This is a genomic window from Pseudomonas sp. BNK-15 (genome assembly GCF_047456105.1).
GTDB lineage: Bacteria > Pseudomonadota > Gammaproteobacteria > Pseudomonadales > Pseudomonadaceae > Aquipseudomonas > Aquipseudomonas putida_E.
Genome location: NZ_CP179898.1, coordinates 4,450,199 through 4,467,101, shown reverse-complemented (window position 1 = coordinate 4,467,101; position 16,903 = coordinate 4,450,199). Strand labels below are relative to the sequence as shown.

Below are 16,903 nucleotides of genomic sequence, written 5' to 3'. Positions count from 1 at the left end.
ACGTTGTTATCAGCTTCAGTGGTGAGGCGGTCACCGAAGGAAGGGCCGACTCGGCAGAGCCAGCCCTTTTCGTTACTTTAGAAGTTAAAGGTGTAACGCATGATCAATCGATTTTCATTAGCGCTATCCGCATAGGTCGATCGGTTCGTAGAGTTACGCCATTGGAACGAAACGCCCTTTGCAGGCCCACTCTGGATGACATAAGAGATGTCAGTGACCCGCTCCCATTCTTTGCCCTCGTCCCCGTTTAGACGCAGAGAAGCGGCTTGGCGGCTTGTCAGCAGAGTAGGATCAACATCATCCCCTTTCATGTACCTGGTGGTAAACAGCAAGCCAGGCACACCCAAAGCAGCGAAGTCAAAGTCATACCTCGCGAACCAGACGCGCTCGTTGGGGGCAGTGAATGTGCTGACCAGCGATTCGCCGAATAGGTAGCTATCTGTGCCGTTTACAAACGCAAATGGCGTGTCGCCCCAAGCCTTCTGGTAACCGCCACCGATGGTGTGCCCTTTAATGCTGTAGGCGAAATAGCTACTCAGCGTTCGGTTGTCCACCTCACCTAATTTTTTGGAGCCGGTTTCGCTAGCATCGAACAGGCGAACATCCGCGATCACATTGCCTTCCGAAACCGGCTGGATAACTTTAATCCCCGCGAAGTAGGATTTGTAGAGGTCTTCAAGCTCGGCGGCGTGCAAGCTGAATGTCATGTCCTTTGCTGGCTTGAAGTCCAATGCCATGTAGTTATAGTGATCAGCCTCAACCGGAGCATAGCCAGTAGCTGTGAGGGATTCGAAATCGGTGGAATTACGCTGCTTCACGGCGTTTACCCTGATAGCCGTTACCGTCAATTTATCGATATCGTTGACGGTCAAAGACCCCCCGCGAAAAACCTGAGGCAGTAGGCGACTATTATTGCTCCAGAGGAGAGGCATTAGAGGATTCACCCCTCCTACCCTCAACTCAGTCTTGCCTACCCTCGCTTTAGCGGTAGCCACAAATTTTCCGTACTCGTCTTCCACATTCCTGCCGGAATCGTAGGCAAGCAGCCCAGACCCCGTTCTGTCAGGGCTAGAGTCAAGCTTAACCCCCAACAAGCCCATGGCATCGATACCGAAACCCACCGGCCCTTCTGTGAAGCCAGACTGCAGGTTCAGAATAAAGCCTTGTGCCCACTCATCGCGCTTGGACTGCGCAGCTCCATCATTGCGAAAATCGCGATTGTAATAGAAATTTCGAAGCTCGAAATTGCCTTTGAAGTCGTCCACGAACGCGGCAGAAGCATAAGGCGCGACTAACAGTACTACCGAACAAACCAACGATTTTTGAGAAAAAACAGACATCACAGGCACCTTGTTATTGTTTTGTGCTTGAGCATGGATCATCGATAAACGACCCAAACAATTCCAACCCTACATAGAGTTATACCCGCCGACAGCTTGCTCATTAGAAGCCAATAGAGCAATTTCATCTCGGCTTCCAGCTATCCCCGGGAGAGTAACCCTTAAAACAATATCGTATGCAGTTATTAGTAGATCCTCAGGAACCAGCCCGCAAGGACACTTGAATCGCACAAATCGCACCTGACAAAGCTCGATCATGGCGAGTCCCGAGGATCGAATCTAGCCTACCTCCAGTACCGATATTTGTCCTTTCTGCTCAGGCCTAGCCCGCACATCCTTCCATGATGTAAAGGTGTGCTACTGAAGCGTCAAACCGGAGCTGAATGATGGATTGGTATTCTTCTGAGTAGTAAAAGTCTCGAGCTTTTTTCAAAGTTGAAAACTCAAGTAGAATCACCCTGGGCACTAAACGCTTGCCTTCGATGACTTCAGGAGAGTTAGTCGATATGAGGAAGTTGGCTTCCCAGCTTTCTAGGATCGGACGCACCTTCTCCATATACTCATGGTAAAAGACTTCATGGTCGTGAACGGTGAGCTCCGCAAAAAGGTAGCCCTTAGCACCCATACTAAAAACCTCGGGTATTTAGCAATCATAATTAAAAGTTTCTAAGCGGGGCAGTCCCTACCTATTTCGCCCCGCTTTGAACTCCTTATACCTAGACGCCTTCAGCAGCACCCTTTGGCAGGTGGGCCGGCGGGTCGCAAGCTACAGTGCCCATCTTGGCCGGCACAGACATTTCAAAAAGCTCCAAATCAGGCGAAATCGCTGTCTCGTTGTGCTTGAGCCCTGGTGGAATGAACAGTGACTCACCTGTGTTCACCCGGATGGTACGCCCGTCTTCGAACTGTAGATCGATCCATCCGCGCAGCGCATAGACAAAATGCACATCGCAGATGTGATAGTGCCAACCAGTCTCCTCCATCACATCCGTCGCACAAGTAACCTGAGCACGCGCCAATCCTCCAGTAGCATCAGTCAGCCCCAAGTCTCGGTATTTGAAAAAATGCCGACGTCCTGCGACAAATGGTGCATTCTCGGGAGTAGCGTGGGTCAGCTTCTGCAGCAGCTCGGCAACCTCATCAGGAATACCTACCTGAGGAATTGAACTCGGATCAATATTGCTCATTACTTTCTCCTCACCTTTGACAGCCAGGGCTAACGCCCAATCATTTAAAAGATCCCCTGAACTAGAGCACTCACACCAGACCAAAACCGTAATAGAGAGCGATCACGAAAAACACAGCCAGGGTTTTGATAATTGTTATACCGAAAATTTCGTGATACGACTGCTTGTGGGTCAATCCGGTAACAGCCAGCAAGGTGATAACCGCGCCATTATGGGGTAATGTGTCCATACCACCACTGGCCATAGATACTATTCGATGCATAACTTCTAAGGGTATAGCGGCGGCGTTTGCAGCATTGGTTAACTGATCGCCCATCGCCGCGAGGGCGATACTTAAGCCTCCAGACGCAGAGCCAGTAATCCCAGCTAGTGTGCTTACAGAAACTGCGGCTTTGATCAAAGGATCAGTGAGGTATTGCAAAGCACCACTCACAGCAACGAAGCCAGGCAAAATAGCAATGACACTGCCAAAGCCATATTCGGAGGCTGTGTTCAGTGCCGCCAAGGAAGCGCCAGATACCGCCTGCTTTGTGCTTGCGGCGAAGCGAGTGCTGACCTGTCTGAAAGCAACGATGCAGACGAACAAAATTCCACAGAGCAAAGCTCCCGCTACCGCCCAGATGGCCGCAACACTCGAAGTTTTCCCGGCTATCGTGCCTGTAGCGCCAGGGAACAGGCTGCTCTCCACTGTAAATGACGACTCAAACCAATGCGGTATGTAGGTGGACAACAGATAGTTGGTAACACCCACGATCAGCAGCGCGATGATGGCCAATACAGGGCTTGGAAGGGATGCCAACTGAGTCCGTTCAGGCTCATTTATGTGTCCCTCGCCATAACCTTCACCTGTCTTCGTAACCGACTTGCGACGATACTCAAGGTAAAGGAGACCTATAGTGACAACGAACAGTGAGCCGCATATACCTAGGATCGGTGCCGCCCACGAGGTTGTATTGAAGAATGTGGTTGGGATGATGTTTTGGATCTGTGGAGTACCTGGCATCGCATCCATGGTGAATGAGAATGAGCCAAGCGCAAGCGCTCCTGGCAGCAGCCGCTTAGGAATATTATTCTGCTTGTATAGCTCCGCTGCAAATGGGTATACGGCAAAAACGACCACGAAGACAGAAACACCTCCATAGGTCATCAAGCCGCATACAGCGACAATCACCAAATTCGCCTTTGACTTACCAAAATGACGAATAGCGGAGGAAACGATGGCCTCCGAGAAGCCGGAAATTTCGACTACCTTCCCGAAAACAGCACCCAGCAAGAAGATAGGGAGATACAACTTAACAAACGTAGCAACCTTCTCCACAAATACACCGGAGAAGACTGGCGCCACAGAAGATGGGTCAACCAGAAATACTGCTCCCATTGCTGCAACAGGAGCTACGAGTATTACACTGTAGCCTCGGTAGGCCATAACCATTAAGAACACTAAGGCAGCCAGTGCTATAAAAACGGACATTCAGTACCTCACTGCATTATTTTTATTGTACGGGTCACACTAGGCTTAAACGCCTAGGGGGATGCTCATCCCCCTAGCGTGCAGGGACTACCCCAGCTTGCCGGTTTTGGCAACACCGCTTGCGAGATAACCACCATCAACAGGAAGCAGAACACCGTTAATATAAGCTGCTGCATCAGATGCAAGGTACAAGACTGCTGAGGTCATTTCTTCCAGCATTCCAAGTCGTCCAGCTGGAATCATTGAGCTGTAAGCCTGGATGGTTTCAGGTGTATAGCTTTCCTGAGTGAGAGGCGTAAGCACCGGCCCGGGAGCAATGGCATTGCTGGAAATGCCGTGCGGCCCCAGCTCCATTGCGAGTTGACGGGTAAGGCCAGCCATGGCTGCCTTGGACGTCCCGTAAGCCGTTCGGCCAATACCTGCTCGCTCAGCACCTATCGACGCGATGTTGATGATTCTGCCGCAGCCGAGTGCGACCATGCTTTTTGCCGCTCGTTGTGCGCAAAGAAATGCCCCAGTGACGTTTACTGCCAAAACCTTTACGAACAGGTCAGCGGGGTAGTCAATGAAGCTGTGAAGACCTAATATGCCAGCACTGTTGACAAGAATATTCGTGCTTTCTCCGTACCAAGACTCCGCTAAGAAAAATGCTTTCTCTACAGATTCTGGATTAGATACATCAACGGAGATTGCCTTTGCTTGGTAGCCGCTATTACGAATAGCAGAAGCTACCTTTTCAGCGTTTTCCAGATTTACATCAGCAACTGCGATCTTAGCGCCTGCAGCAGCGAGCGCTACAGCCACAGACTCACCAATGCCAGACCCGGCGCCGGTAACAAACGCAGTTTTATTTTCAAAACCCATGACAGTCTCCTCAAATTACTCTTCAATTTACAGCCACGGGTGAGCTTTGCCCGTGCGAACATAAAACAACTACACCATGCATTCCGAATGCTACACCCTAACCAGAGATACCTTGTCCACGCAGCAAAACGTGCGCTTGCTGGCTCGGCTCTGACTGCGCAACAGCTTTGTCACCTACAAAATCACTCTTTCGCAAGAACAACAACGCGGCGACTGAAGCAATACCTGTGGATACGTAGAAGTACCATGGGGACGAAAGATCGCCTGTCGACTGAATCAACCACGTAGAGATCAAGGGCGCGCTTCCGCCGAACATTGCTACCGGTAGGTTGTAAGCGATAGCTATACCGGTTGAGCGTACCTTTGTCGGCAGTAACTCACTCATTGTGGCATAGGTCGATGAGGCATAAAGCCCGAACAAAATCGCTACGGCCATTAGTGGTACAAGGAAGGTGAGCGGGGTCGCACCTTTAGCAGAATGGAACAGCCAATACATTGCCAAGGTTGCAAGAACAGCCACAACCAAGAGAAAGCCTTTCCGACCATAGCGATCAGTAAACATACCGCCTAGAGGCATCACAGCAGCCGAAGTGATACTAGCGCTGAAAACGTAAAGAAGCGTCACCCCACTACTGAAACCCAGAATTTTCGACATATACGTCGAGGCAAACGTGAGTACCAGGTAAAAAATCGAACTGTGAAGGGAGATAATGAAGAAAACCAACGCGATCGAGCGCTTCCACTGCCACACATCCCGCAGCGGTGCTTTGGACGTTCCGCCAGAGTGAAGTAGAGCCAGGAATTCAGGGCTGTCTTCCAACTTTAGCCGAATATACATCGATACCAAACCCATAGGGCCGGCAAGCAGGAATGGGATCCGCCATCCCCCGTTCTGCATCGACTCCGCACCAATGAGGTAGGTCATGCCGTTGGCTACGACTCCGCCCAACACCAAGCCCAATACAGCAGTTACCATCAACCAGGAAGTTGAGAACCCCCTACGGCCAGGCCCAGCGTATTCGGAGATGAAGCTCGTAATCGTGCCGATTTCTCCACCCGCTGAAAAACCTTGAATGCAGCGAATCAGTATTAGCAAGATGGGTGCAGCGATACCCACTGATTCGTACGTTGGAGCAAGACCGATCAGGAAGGTGGATCCGGACATCATTACCAAGACCGTGATCAAGGTACGCCGCCGTCCGATTTTGTCCGCGAGCGGCCCGAAAAAGAGACCGCCCAGTGGCCGAATGAAAAAGCTCAATGCGAAGGCTGCGAAGCTGCTCAGCAAGCTTGTTGTTGGATCATCTGATACGAAGAAAGCTTGGCCGATGTAAACAGCCAGGAAGCCATAGACACCGTAGTCATACCACTCGATGAGGTGCCCCGAGGTAGCACCGATGAAAGCACGCCTACGTTGTCGAACTACACCTTCAGATCCATCACTCATCGTTGTATCCTCTTTTATTTTTATTCATGGACTACACACGTAAATTATTTTCTGACAGGCCTGCTATCGGCCGGCGGCCTCTTGCAGCCTTAACTTCCTTCTCCTCTGAAATGGGGCGGCGTCCTCTCGGCCGACCTGATTCATGCAGATAACCGACGATGGCACCGGTCATTTTTCAAGTCCGAGAGCTGGCTTTAGACTGCATCACCCACCAGGACACCGCTATTCGTGCAACTACGTACACGTACGAGTAGCGCCATGCGTGTTACGATGCGGGTTCGCCCTAAGCGTTTAGAAGGCCCCCGATGAGTGATCACTTACTTCAGCCACAAGATCTTGAACGGATTGGTTTTCAAGTCTCTCCGGCCCCACAGGTGATCACATCGAATCGCCGCATCCTGGAGGTGAACCAGGCTTTCGGCAGCCTTTTTGGCTTTGAGCGGATGGAACTCATCGGAGAGCTCCTGCTCAAGCTCTATCCTTCGCAGACCGATTTCCGCGATATAGGGGAGCGGAGCTTGAACTGGCTGAGGCACGCGAAGAACGGCGCTTACTCAGATGAGCGCTTCATGCAACACCGCAACGGGGAAGTGTTCTGGGCCCGGGCAAGCGGTTTCACGTTGACACCGGAGGATCCATTCCAACTGATGGTCTGGCACTTCGAGCGGGTTGATCGTGCTATCCGCACGGCTGTAAACCTCACGCCCCGAGAGCGTGAGATTTCGGTAGACATTGTGAACGGGCTTACGTGCAAAGAGATTGGCCGCAGACTGAATATCTCTCATCGCACTGTAGAGGTTCACCGTGCTCGCCTGATGAAAAAGCTCAAGGCCAAGAACAGCGCGGAACTTGTCTCCAAAATTATCGTACTGGACTGACACTGCAAATTTCCAAAACTGTTATTTGCATCAAGGAAAAGCTGTATTACAGTAAGCCGCAAGGGAAACGTCAGATGAAACTCGGATTTGCAATAATTACCTGAGCGGCAGCATGCATCTCCGCTTGCAATAAACCTAGCTTTCTTACTTCACCAATGGTATAGCCGGGACTGGAAAATTGGACAGCAATTTTCCCGCCAAGCTTGAGAACAGTTATGCGCAGTATCAAAGCCTGAAAGGAAATGGTTTAAGTGTAATGGCACGCCGAAAACAGGCAGATCACGGCGAGATGCTGTACAAGGGAGATGGCTACATGACCGCTTGGTTCAGGTATTTACTAACCCAAGACAGTGAAGCAGCGCGAGCTTTTGTATAGCGCTACAATTCTTCTTGCAGGAAAGCCAGGCAAGCCTGGCTTGAGATACCTATCAAACGCGTTCTAGCGCAAGCGCCAAGCCTTGGCCTACTCCAACGCACATTGTCGCCAAGCCACGCCGTCCACCCTGTTTTTCTAAGGCATGCACCGCCGTCATCACCAGGCGAGCACCACTCATGCCAAGTGGATGACCAAGGGCGATGGCGCCGCCATTAGGATTTAGCTGCTTGGCATCATCTGCGATGTCCAACGCCCTGGCCACGGCAAGACTTTGACTGGCAAAGGCCTCGTTGAGCTCAATGACATCAAAGTCGCTGATTTCAAGATTGATTCTGGCAAGCAACTTCTGAACAGCTGGCACTGGCCCAATACCCATCACCCGTGGAGCGACCCCTGCGCTAGCCATACCCAGTACACGTGCGCGAGCGATGAGGCCATGGCGCTCGACCGCAGCAGCGCTTGCGAGGAACATGGCGGCTGCACCATCGTTGACTCCCGACGCATTGCCTGCGGTAACAGTGTTGCCAGGGCCGTTAACCGGCTTTAACGCTGATAATGTTTGGATGGTGGTCTCTGGACGCGGATGTTCGTCCTGGTCAACGATCCGCTCGCCCTTCCGGTGACGGACTACTACAGGGACGATTTCTTCAGAGAAGAACCCACTGCGATGAGCCTCCGCCGCGCGTGCCTGACTACGGCTAGAAAATGCATCCTGTTCTTCACGGGAAACGCCATATTGCGCAGCGACGTTGTCAGCTGTCTGCGGCATGCTATCGACGCCATAATGCTCGGCCATCGCAGGGTTGACGAAGCGCCAACCAATCGTTGTGTCCTCAATACTCATGGCACGAGAAAAAGCTGTCTCAGCCTTCCCCATCACGAATGGAGCTCTGGACATCGACTCGACGCCACCCGCAATAGCCAGCTCCATCTCGCCGCAAGCAATAGCTCGGTATGCAGTGCCAACAGCATCAAGTCCTGAAGCACACAGCCGGTTCAGCGTCACCCCGGCCACACTCTCAGGCAGCCCGGCCAGGAGCGCCGCCATGCGCGCAACATTGCGATTGTCCTCGCCGGCTTGATTTGCACAACCCAAGAACACTTCCTCGATAGCGTTCAGATCTACTCCAGGGTTGCGCTCAATCAAGGCTTTGAGAGGAACAGCTGCCAAGTCATCCGCTCGCACTCCCGCTAAGGCCCCACCAAAACGCCCGATTGGGGTACGAACGGCATCGCATATGAAAACATCACGCATGTGAATGGTTCCTGTTCAAGTCTCGAATCGAATCAGTTGGCTTTGGTGACTGGCCTACCAGCTTCAGCCGGAGTACCCAACACGATTGTTGCGGCGCCTGTGAGCATCAGAACGCCATAAGCAGCCTGCGACGCGGCCATGCTGCCAGTGAGGTCAATCAATGCACCTACAATGGCTGGCATAAATACGTTACCAACACCTGCCAAAGTGGTTACCAAGGCGATGCTGCCTGCTGCTGCCTTGCCAGTAAGCAGGCTGCCGGGGAGTGTCCAGAACGGGCCGGTCGCGCCAAGAACGGATGCTGTGGCGATTACCAGAAGAATTACCGAGGCTATGGTATTGGGTTGGAGAATGGCCAGCGTCAACCAACCAATCGCCGAGACACTCAAGCAAATCGCCACATGCCAGCGGCGCTCCATCACTTTGTCCGAATGCTTACCTACCAAATACTGAGTGATCATGCCGGCCATGAAGGGAAGCGCAGACAGCAGACCGACATGGAACAGATCAGTTACGCCAGTCTTGCGAATGATTGTTGGCACCCAGAATGCAGCGGCAACCGCGCCACTGAAAACCGCCAACGCGGTGAACGCCAGTACATAGACACGCTTGTCTTTGAACGCCCCCCAGAGTGAATGGTGTTCATTGGCGTTGCTGGTGTCATCTGCAGCCAACTCATCAAGAATGACTTTGCGCTCTTGATCAGAAAGCCACTTGGCTTCTTTGGGCGAGTTATCGAGCAACAGGTAGGTGACGACACCCATGACGCAGGCAGGCAGGCCGGCTACCAGAAACAGGATCTGCCAACCCTTGAGGCCGAACAAACCATCCAGATGCTGCATGATGCCGCCCGCCAATGGGCCACCGATCATTCCCGAGATAGGGATTGCAGCCATGAACATTGCAGTGACACTGGCTCGGCGGTTGCGCGGAACCCAAAGTGTCAGGAACAACAACACGCCGGGGAAGAAGCCTGCCTCAGCCACACCCAGCGCGAAGCGCAGAATGTAGAACAGCATCTCGTTTTGCATCATTGAGAACGCCGCGCAGGCGATTCCCCACATGATCATGATGCGGAGTACCGTCTTGCGGAAACCGATGCGCTGGAGCATCAGGTTGCTCGGAATTTCAAAAAGGATGTATCCGACGAAGAAGATTCCGGCACCAATGCCGAACACCATCTCGCCGAAACCAAGGTCAGTCATGAAGCCGAGCTTGGCGAAGCCGATGACATTCCGGTCAATCAGTGCCAAGACGTAGCAGATCATGAGCAGTGGCAGGATCTTCCATTTCACTCGTGCGAACGTCCGCTGAGCGAACTGTTCGTCGGTGAACGCCTGGACGGCATCTGCACTATTGCGCGCTGTGATCATTGTGGGTTGCCCTGTTGTTGTTATCAGTTTTGCCATCACATGAGCGTGCCAGCTCAGTGTACGGCTATCAGCCAAGCCTTGGGCGCTTGCTGTGTTGCATGAGACCCCCGCAACGCCTAAAAGTCAATAGGTCATTCCTATAGCCTATTGACTTTTTTGTCGTCCTCGCCGGTAATTGTCGAGAGCTGACTCAACGTCAGCTGACAGAAACGCCCCCACATAGGACAGGTAACAATGACAACAAACCTGAACCGGCAGCTGCTGACGCTGACCACGCTCACCTTGGCCGCATCCTCAGGCGTACAAGCCGCGTTTCTCGAGGACAGCAAAACCTCGATCGACTCAAAAACGTTCTACTTTCAAAATGATTACCGCGATGGAACCGGGCAAAACCGCGTAGAAGAAGCCGCACAGGGTCTGACCTTTCGGTTCCAGTCTGGATATACGGATGGAGATATTGGCCTGGGGCTGGATGCTGCCCTGATGGCGGGGTTCAAGCTCGACTCAAGTCCTGAGCGAAGCGGCTCCGGACTGCTGCCTCGTAACGCCGAAAGCCGCCCTGGAGGCCCCAGCTATGCTCGAGAGTCCCAAGACGAGTACAGCAAACTCGCGCTGACAGCGAAGCTCAGGCTCTACAGAGATACTGAAGTGCTGTTCGGCACTATCAACCCCAACCTGGGAGTGCTGCAACCAAGCACCACGCGGCTGTTCCCTCAAGATTTTCAGGGTACCCAAGTAACAAATACCTCGATATCTGGCCTGACGCTCAGAGCCGGTAAGCTTGATCGAGCTCGTCATCGCGACTCGACCGATTACCAGGGAATCGGTATTGCCTACGCAAATGGACAGTACCCACGCACCGATGACGGTGACTTCAAATATGCAGCTGCAGACTACGCAGTCAGCAAGGATGTGGTGCTCAGCTACAACATCGGAGAGCTGCAGGACGTTTATCGCCAACACTTCATCGGAATCAAAGGCAAATTGCCGGCAGGGCCAGGACGCATTGTCAGTGACATAAGGTTGTTTGCCTCTGAAGAAGCTGGCTCCGGCGACGCAGGGTCTATCGACAACTGGATCTACAGTGGGCTGTTTGGGTACGAGTGGAATGGCCACACGCTGCAAGCCGGGTATCAGAAGGTAGATGGCAAGGGCGCATACCCTCAGCTCGAAAGTACCGCGACCTATCTGCATACAGAAATGATGATCACCAATTTCGCAAAGCAGAACCAAGCTTCGTGGCTAGCTCGATATGACTACAACTTTGCTGCCGCAGGCATCCCAGGGCTGATGCTAACCGTGCGTTATGTGAAGAGCGATGACGCAGAAGTGGTGGGTTTCCAGCAAGAAGGTCGCGAGCGTGAGCTCGATACCGATATTGGATATGTGGTGCAAAGCGGAACATTCAGAGACCTCGGCGTGCGTTGGCGCCATGGCGTGATGCGTAGCAATTACCAGCGAAACAGCGACCAGGATCGGCTGATCGTCGACTACAGCTTCAAGTTCTAAGCACTCGGCACTCGGCACTCGGCCCCCTCCCCCATCCTGACCACCTAGTGTCGGGATGGGAGCGCTCGTGCCCCGTTACCATACGAAGGTGTAACAATGAAACTGTCGAAATCAGTCGCATCACTAAGCTCTATCTGGGCCATTGCGCTCATACCAATCGCCTGGTCGCAGGATAATCTCCAACACCGTTCAATCCAGAATGCAGACGCCACGATCGCTTACTCAGTACAAGGCCAAGGCCCGCTGGTCATGATCCTGGCATCCACCGGACGGGGCAGCGCCGAATTTGCTCCATTAGCCAAGCAACTGGTGAGACGGGGTTATCGAGTCGTTTTGCCTGAACCTAGGGGTATCGCAGGCAGTAGTGGGCCGATGAAAAACGTGACTTTTCACGACTTTGGCAATGACTTTGCCAAAGTCATTGCCGCCGAGGGAGGCCCTGCAATTGTTGCAGGGCATGCGTACGGACAATGGATAGCTAAAACCGTCGCGAGCGACCACCCAGGGGATGTTCGCGGGATCGTGCTGCTCGCTGGTGGCGCTCGTCAGTGGCCGAGTGAGCTTTCAGAGGCAGTTACCCGGATAAATTCTGAGGAAACATCCCGTGATGAAAAGCTCGCTGCTTTGCGCTTGGCGTTCTTCGCCGAAGGCAATGATCCCGGCCACTGGCTTACCGGCTGGCATCCAGAAGTCACTTGGAGCCAGCGTGAAGCGCGAGCCAACACACCTAAAGAAAGCTATTGGGCGGGAGGTAGCGCCCCGATTCTGGACTTACAGGCTGGCTCGGATCCGTTTCGTCCCGAGAGCTCCCGCATGGAAACCAAAGATGAGTTTGGAGATCGTGTGACCGTCAAGGTCATTCCAAATGCGAGCCATGCGTTACCGGCAGAGAAGCCCTTGGAAACAGCCGATGCTATTGCTGATTGGGCTGATGGGTTACCTAAGTAGCGTTGATAAAAAAGGGAGATCATTGCTGATCTCCCTATTTTACGCAGTGCAATCAGCGACCGACAAATACCGGCGCTCGCTTCTCCACTACTGCCCGTGTAGCTTCACGAGCATCCTCGGTCGCCATCAGGCGTGTACTGTAGCTCTGCTCTACCTGGTATCCATCTTCCACTTGCATGAACTCGATCTCGTTCAGTGATGCCTTGCCCATACGCAGGCCCAGTGGGCTCTTGCTTGCGATCAATCGAGCCAGTTCCAGCGCACGCGACAACAATTCCTCATGAGGTAGAACTTCCTCTACCAGGCCAATGCGCAGTGCCTCAGCCGCATCAATTGGCAGTCCAGTGAAGAACATTTTGCGTAGGTTACCCTGACCGATCAAACGCCCGAGGTGCGCGCCGCCGCCACAGCGCCCAACGTTGATCTCCGGCATGCTGAACTTGGCTCGTTCCGATGCCAGGCGGATATCACATACGGCAGCAAGTACCGTTCCTGCTCCCAGCGCCGGGCCATTCACTGCAGCAATCACCGGCACCGCGCACTGCCGCACAGCAGCAAAGCATTGCCGGACTACAGCGGCACGAGCAGGATCCTCATCAACGGTGGCAGCAAGGAACTCATGCAAATCCAGGCCAGCACAAAATGCACGATCGCCGGCAGCAGTAAAGATCACGCAGTTGACTGACGGATCGTCACCCAGCTGGGTGAACAGTTCCCCGATGGCTTGGTAGTGGGCCAGGGTGATTGCATTCACCGGCGCGCGATCCAAAGTGACTACGGCAACGCCATCGTTGATCTCAAGCTTCAAGTCTTGCATCACTCTCTTCCCTCAATATCGAAACCGAAAAGATGGGCAGGGTTATCTACCAGAATCTGACGAATGATTGCTTCATCTCCTACCCAATTCATGAAGACATCCAGCAACTGTCCAACATCCGGCGATGCATCAGCCATGCGAACAAATGGCCAATCAGATCCCCACAGCAGTCTGTCGGGACGTTTGCTCACCAAGGCCCGATGAAACAGCTCTAGCTCGGCATATACAGGGGACTGCCGAGACACACGACACAGCGACAGCTTTGTCCAAACTTGTCCACTTTCGAGCAGGCCCAGGAAGCGCTGGAAAGCGGCCCCATCGACCCCAGTCGTTACGTCAAATTGCCCCATGTGATCGAACACGATCGGCATATCGAGATCTTTGACTGATTCGTAGACATCTGGACAGTCCTGAGCCTTGGCCCAGATATGTGCGTGCCAGCCGCGTTCGCGCATGCGTGGAGCCAGTTGGCGCAGAGTATCTACGCCAATGCTGCCTGCGTAGCGCTTCCCACTACTGGGGTCGAGCATCTCGATGAAGCGCAATCCGCGCACCCCAGCACGATGCAGAACATCCAGGGAGGCATCACTGATACCTGAATCAGCTACAGCGATGCCTCGCGCACGGCCACGCAGCGCATCAAGTGCATTAACCAAGGCGCGAGTATCGGTTCCGTAAGGCGCCGGCTGAACAAGGACGCCCCTGTCCAACCCGACGCTGTCCAGCATCTGTCGATAGACCGACGGCGTCGCCAACGGGATCGCATAGGTCGCCGCACCAGTTGGAAAGCGTTCGAGAGGGCCAAAAACATGACTGTGAACGTCACACGCACCAGCGGGCACTACTCGAGATGTACGGGCCGGCATGCGCGGCTCAATCGTATCCATCAGCACTCCCCCGTCGCGGGCTGCGCGCAATCCTGGAATCTGGCCGGCGCAGGCTCTGTCAGACTGGGCAATCCGCAGTGGGTATCGGTTGGCACATCCAAGGGGGCTTTGACGCCATCAGGTAGCGGAATGCGGTGGACGTTCAGGGTCATGGCTACCAGCGTGTAGTAGCCAATCACCGATGACAACTCGACCACCCCAACCGTCCCCCAGCGCTCATGTATGCGCTCGTACACATCTTCCTGCACATCGCCGTGAAGCTGCATCTGTCGAGCGAATGTATAGATGTCCCAAGCCTCCGAGTCTTCGAAGACTGGAGCATCACCCGCAGCGATTGCTTCAATGATCGGACTCTCCAAACCGGCAGTGGCAGCATCACCGGCGTGGATATGCCATTCCAGCTGCCCGTTCCAGCGGCGGGCAGTCACCAAGATAGCCAGCTCACTGAGGCGCTTCGGGAGAACAGTGTCGTAACGCAACACTTCACCCAAGCGCTGCCAGCGGTCAGCCAAAACTGGGTTATGCATAGCTGCCCGCAAAGGCCCTACGAGTCGCCCGCGAGGGCCACGTACAACGGCTTCATAAACCTCAGCCTGCGCCTCAGACATGGTGCGAGCATCAAACAACGGAATTCTGGCCATGACTCACTCCTGCGAGACGGCGGATGGGACATCTATCTTGATTCCCAGCTCACTCAACACCTCAACCGTGTGCTCGCCCAACAATGGCGGAGCACGGTTGAAATCCAAGGTGGAGTTGCGCATGCGAATCGGACTGACCACTTGAGGTACGACACCTGCCAGTGGGTGGGGAAGTTCCCGTAGCATTTCTCGTGATTTGACCTGTTCGTCAGCGAAAACCATCGGCACAGTATTGATGGGGCCACACGGCACCTTTGCCGCTTCCAAAGCGAGCAGCCACTCCTGCAGTGGACGCTCAGCAAGCCGTTTAGAAATGATGCGGAGCAGCGAAGGCAAATTGTCGACCCGAGCCTGGTTGGTAGCGTACAGCGGGTCATCGGCCAACGTTGGTTCTGAAATGACTTCGCAGAACCGACGGAATTGACCGTCGTTACCTACCGCCAGAACGATATGGCCATCAGCGCACTTGAAAACATCTTGTGGTTGGATGTTCGGATGGCGATTGCCTGCACGCTGCGGCGTCTTACCCGATACCAGGTGATTCATGGCCTGGTTGGCCAGTACAGCTGTTTGCACATCCAACATGGCCAAGTCGATGTACTCACCTTCACCTGTGCGATCGCGGTGAGCGAGTGCGGCCAGAACCGATACGGTGGCATACATGCCGGTCATGATATCGACAATCGGAATACCGACTTTTTGCGGGCCGCCGCCAGGAAGATCATCTCGCTCCCCTGTCACGCTCATCAAACCGCCCATGGCCTGAATCATGAAATCGTATGCGGCATTGTCACGCTTCGGGCCTGTTTGACCGAAACCGGTGATGGAGCAGTAAATGATATCGGGTTTGACGGCCTTGAGGTCTTCATAACCAAGGCCGTAACGGCTTAACGTACCTACCTTGAAATTCTCCAATACGATGTCCGAAGCTGCGGCAAGCTGCCTCACGACTTCTTGTCCAGCCGGGTCAGCCAAATCGACGGTGACGGAGCGTTTACCACGGTTGACCGAAAGGTAGTAACCCGCCTCTTTCGTCGCTTTGCCTTCTTTGTCTGTCAAGAAAGGAGGCCCCCAGGTACGGGTATCATCACCGACGTCGGGACGCTCGACTTTGATTACATCTGCGCCAAGGTCAGCCAAAACCTGCCCTGACCAAGGGCCTGCCATGATTCGGCTCAGATCGAGTACACGGATATGTGAAAGTGGGCCTGCCATGTTATGGACTCCAGAGTTAGGGCGCGCTGGGCGCGTTGTCGTCACGAATCATGGTCGCAATGACGGAGGGTCGAGATTGATAGCGCTGATACCACTGCGCGAGGGCTGGGTGGTCGGAGCGCCAATCAATGAAGGCCCATCGAAAATCGAGTTGGCCAAGAGCACATCCGATAGAGATATGGCCAAGCCCGAATGGCGCGGCCTCAAGCTCTGCTGCCTGGGCTTCCAACGCAGCTAGCACCGCAATGCATTTCAGGTTGAACGCATTGAGGAAGGGATCGTCTGTACAGTCGTATGACAAGCCACGGTCGATATACCAATTGCGCCACAACAACAGCGCATCGATAAAACCGTCGCCCAACGCTTGCCAGGTCATAGCTTGTATATACCGAGCGCGATCTGCGGGTATTAACTTGGCTCCGCCGTGAAGCTCGTCCAGAAAATCACAGATGACACGAGAGTCGTACAGCTTTCGGCCATCCTCCAGAACCAATGTCGGGATCTTGTTCAGGGGGTTGTCGTGCATGACCTGCTCGTTGAGCTGACTCATACCGACCACATTCCGCACGCAGGTGACGCGGTCGAGAAGACCCGTTTCGTGAAGTACGATCATCACCTTACGTACGAACGGAGAGCGAGGTGACCAGTGAAGAGTCATAACCTGGCTTGCGCTGCTTGAAGAGGGGGCAAAGGTC

General features: G+C 53.7%; 17 protein-coding genes. 4 read left to right on the top strand and 13 right to left on the bottom strand.

The window, feature by feature from the left end; all coding sequences use genetic code 11:
• Positions 1–77: 77 nt before the first annotated feature.
• From ACMGF5_RS20425 to ACMGF5_RS20400, 6 genes are all read right to left on the bottom strand, one after another.
• Positions 78–1,340 (bottom strand): OprD family porin, encoded by a 1,263-nt coding sequence (locus tag ACMGF5_RS20425; RefSeq protein ID WP_231386204.1) that lies wholly within the window; start codon positions 1,338–1,340, stop codon positions 78–80.
• A gap of 322 nt (positions 1,341–1,662) precedes the next feature.
• Entirely contained in the window at positions 1,663–1,965 is a 303-nt protein-coding gene (locus tag ACMGF5_RS20420; protein WP_119688915.1) for a DUF1330 domain-containing protein, read from the bottom strand.
• A gap of 91 nt (positions 1,966–2,056) precedes the next feature.
• Positions 2,057–2,527, bottom strand: coding sequence for a cupin domain-containing protein (locus ACMGF5_RS20415; RefSeq protein WP_119688914.1), 471 nt, complete (start codon positions 2,525–2,527; stop codon positions 2,057–2,059).
• 70 nt (positions 2,528–2,597) lie between these two features.
• Positions 2,598–3,998: a GntP family permease gene (locus tag ACMGF5_RS20410; protein ID WP_254467723.1), complete on the bottom strand. Its 1,401-nt coding sequence runs from the start codon at positions 3,996–3,998 to the stop codon at positions 2,598–2,600.
• An 87-nt stretch (positions 3,999–4,085) separates the two neighbouring features.
• Positions 4,086–4,862 (bottom strand): SDR family NAD(P)-dependent oxidoreductase, encoded by a 777-nt coding sequence (locus tag ACMGF5_RS20405; RefSeq protein ID WP_119688912.1) that lies wholly within the window; start codon positions 4,860–4,862, stop codon positions 4,086–4,088.
• Positions 4,863–4,959: 97 nt separating this feature from the next.
• Entirely contained in the window at positions 4,960–6,309 is a 1,350-nt protein-coding gene (locus ACMGF5_RS20400; protein ID WP_251962861.1) for an MFS transporter, read from the bottom strand.
• Between the two features lie 305 nt (positions 6,310–6,614).
• On the opposite strand from ACMGF5_RS20400, the gene ACMGF5_RS20395 reads away from it, so the two are divergent.
• Together ACMGF5_RS20395 and ACMGF5_RS20390 are read left to right on the top strand one after the other, a co-directional pair.
• Positions 6,615–7,187 carry a LuxR C-terminal-related transcriptional regulator gene (locus tag ACMGF5_RS20395; RefSeq protein ID WP_119688910.1) on the top strand — a complete coding sequence of 191 codons (573 nt, stop codon included), beginning with the start codon at positions 6,615–6,617 and terminating at the stop codon, positions 7,185–7,187.
• A gap of 178 nt (positions 7,188–7,365) precedes the next feature.
• Positions 7,366–7,563, top strand: coding sequence for a hypothetical protein (locus ACMGF5_RS20390; RefSeq protein WP_147405252.1), 198 nt, complete (start codon positions 7,366–7,368; stop codon positions 7,561–7,563).
• A gap of 52 nt (positions 7,564–7,615) precedes the next feature.
• Here ACMGF5_RS20390 and pcaF read toward each other — a convergent pair whose 3' ends face one another.
• On the bottom strand, positions 7,616–8,818 hold the full coding sequence (gene pcaF / locus ACMGF5_RS20385; RefSeq protein WP_119688909.1) for a 3-oxoadipyl-CoA thiolase: 1,203 nt from the start codon (positions 8,816–8,818) through the stop codon (positions 7,616–7,618).
• Positions 8,819–8,850: 32 nt separating this feature from the next.
• Entirely contained in the window at positions 8,851–10,227 is a 1,377-nt protein-coding gene (locus ACMGF5_RS20380; protein WP_119688908.1) for an MFS transporter, read from the bottom strand.
• A gap of 198 nt (positions 10,228–10,425) precedes the next feature.
• On the opposite strand from ACMGF5_RS20380, the gene ACMGF5_RS20375 reads away from it, so the two are divergent.
• Together ACMGF5_RS20375 and ACMGF5_RS20370 are read left to right on the top strand one after the other, a co-directional pair.
• Positions 10,426–11,700: an OprD family outer membrane porin gene (locus ACMGF5_RS20375; protein ID WP_119688907.1), complete on the top strand. Its 1,275-nt coding sequence runs from the start codon at positions 10,426–10,428 to the stop codon at positions 11,698–11,700.
• Positions 11,701–11,796: 96 nt separating this feature from the next.
• On the top strand, positions 11,797–12,648 hold the full coding sequence (locus ACMGF5_RS20370) for an alpha/beta fold hydrolase (protein ID WP_254467717.1): 852 nt from the start codon (positions 11,797–11,799) through the stop codon (positions 12,646–12,648).
• A 52-nt stretch (positions 12,649–12,700) separates the two neighbouring features.
• Here the strand turns inward: ACMGF5_RS20370 and ACMGF5_RS20365 are convergent, their stop codons facing one another.
• The 5 genes from ACMGF5_RS20365 to ACMGF5_RS20345 are packed head-to-tail and all read right to left on the bottom strand — an operon-like array spanning position 12,701 to position 16,866.
• The gene (locus ACMGF5_RS20365; protein ID WP_119688905.1) at positions 12,701–13,465 is read right to left on the bottom strand and encodes an enoyl-CoA hydratase-related protein; all 765 of its coding nucleotides are present in this window, start codon (positions 13,463–13,465) and stop codon (positions 12,701–12,703) included.
• Complete coding sequence (locus tag ACMGF5_RS20360) at positions 13,465–14,352, bottom strand: amidohydrolase family protein (protein WP_414157136.1); 888 nt, start codon at positions 14,350–14,352, stop codon at positions 13,465–13,467. Before ACMGF5_RS20360 ends, ACMGF5_RS20365 begins: the two co-directional genes overlap by 1 nt.
• Positions 14,352–14,993 (bottom strand): carboxymuconolactone decarboxylase family protein, encoded by a 642-nt coding sequence (locus ACMGF5_RS20355; protein ID WP_119688903.1) that lies wholly within the window; start codon positions 14,991–14,993, stop codon positions 14,352–14,354. Before ACMGF5_RS20355 ends, ACMGF5_RS20360 begins: the two co-directional genes overlap by 1 nt.
• Before the next feature lie 3 nt (positions 14,994–14,996).
• Positions 14,997–16,208 (bottom strand): CaiB/BaiF CoA transferase family protein, encoded by a 1,212-nt coding sequence (locus ACMGF5_RS20350; RefSeq protein ID WP_119688902.1) that lies wholly within the window; start codon positions 16,206–16,208, stop codon positions 14,997–14,999.
• A gap of 16 nt (positions 16,209–16,224) precedes the next feature.
• Positions 16,225–16,866 (bottom strand): glutathione S-transferase family protein, encoded by a 642-nt coding sequence (locus ACMGF5_RS20345; RefSeq protein ID WP_119688901.1) that lies wholly within the window; start codon positions 16,864–16,866, stop codon positions 16,225–16,227.
• Between the last annotated feature and the right edge of the window lie 37 nt (positions 16,867–16,903).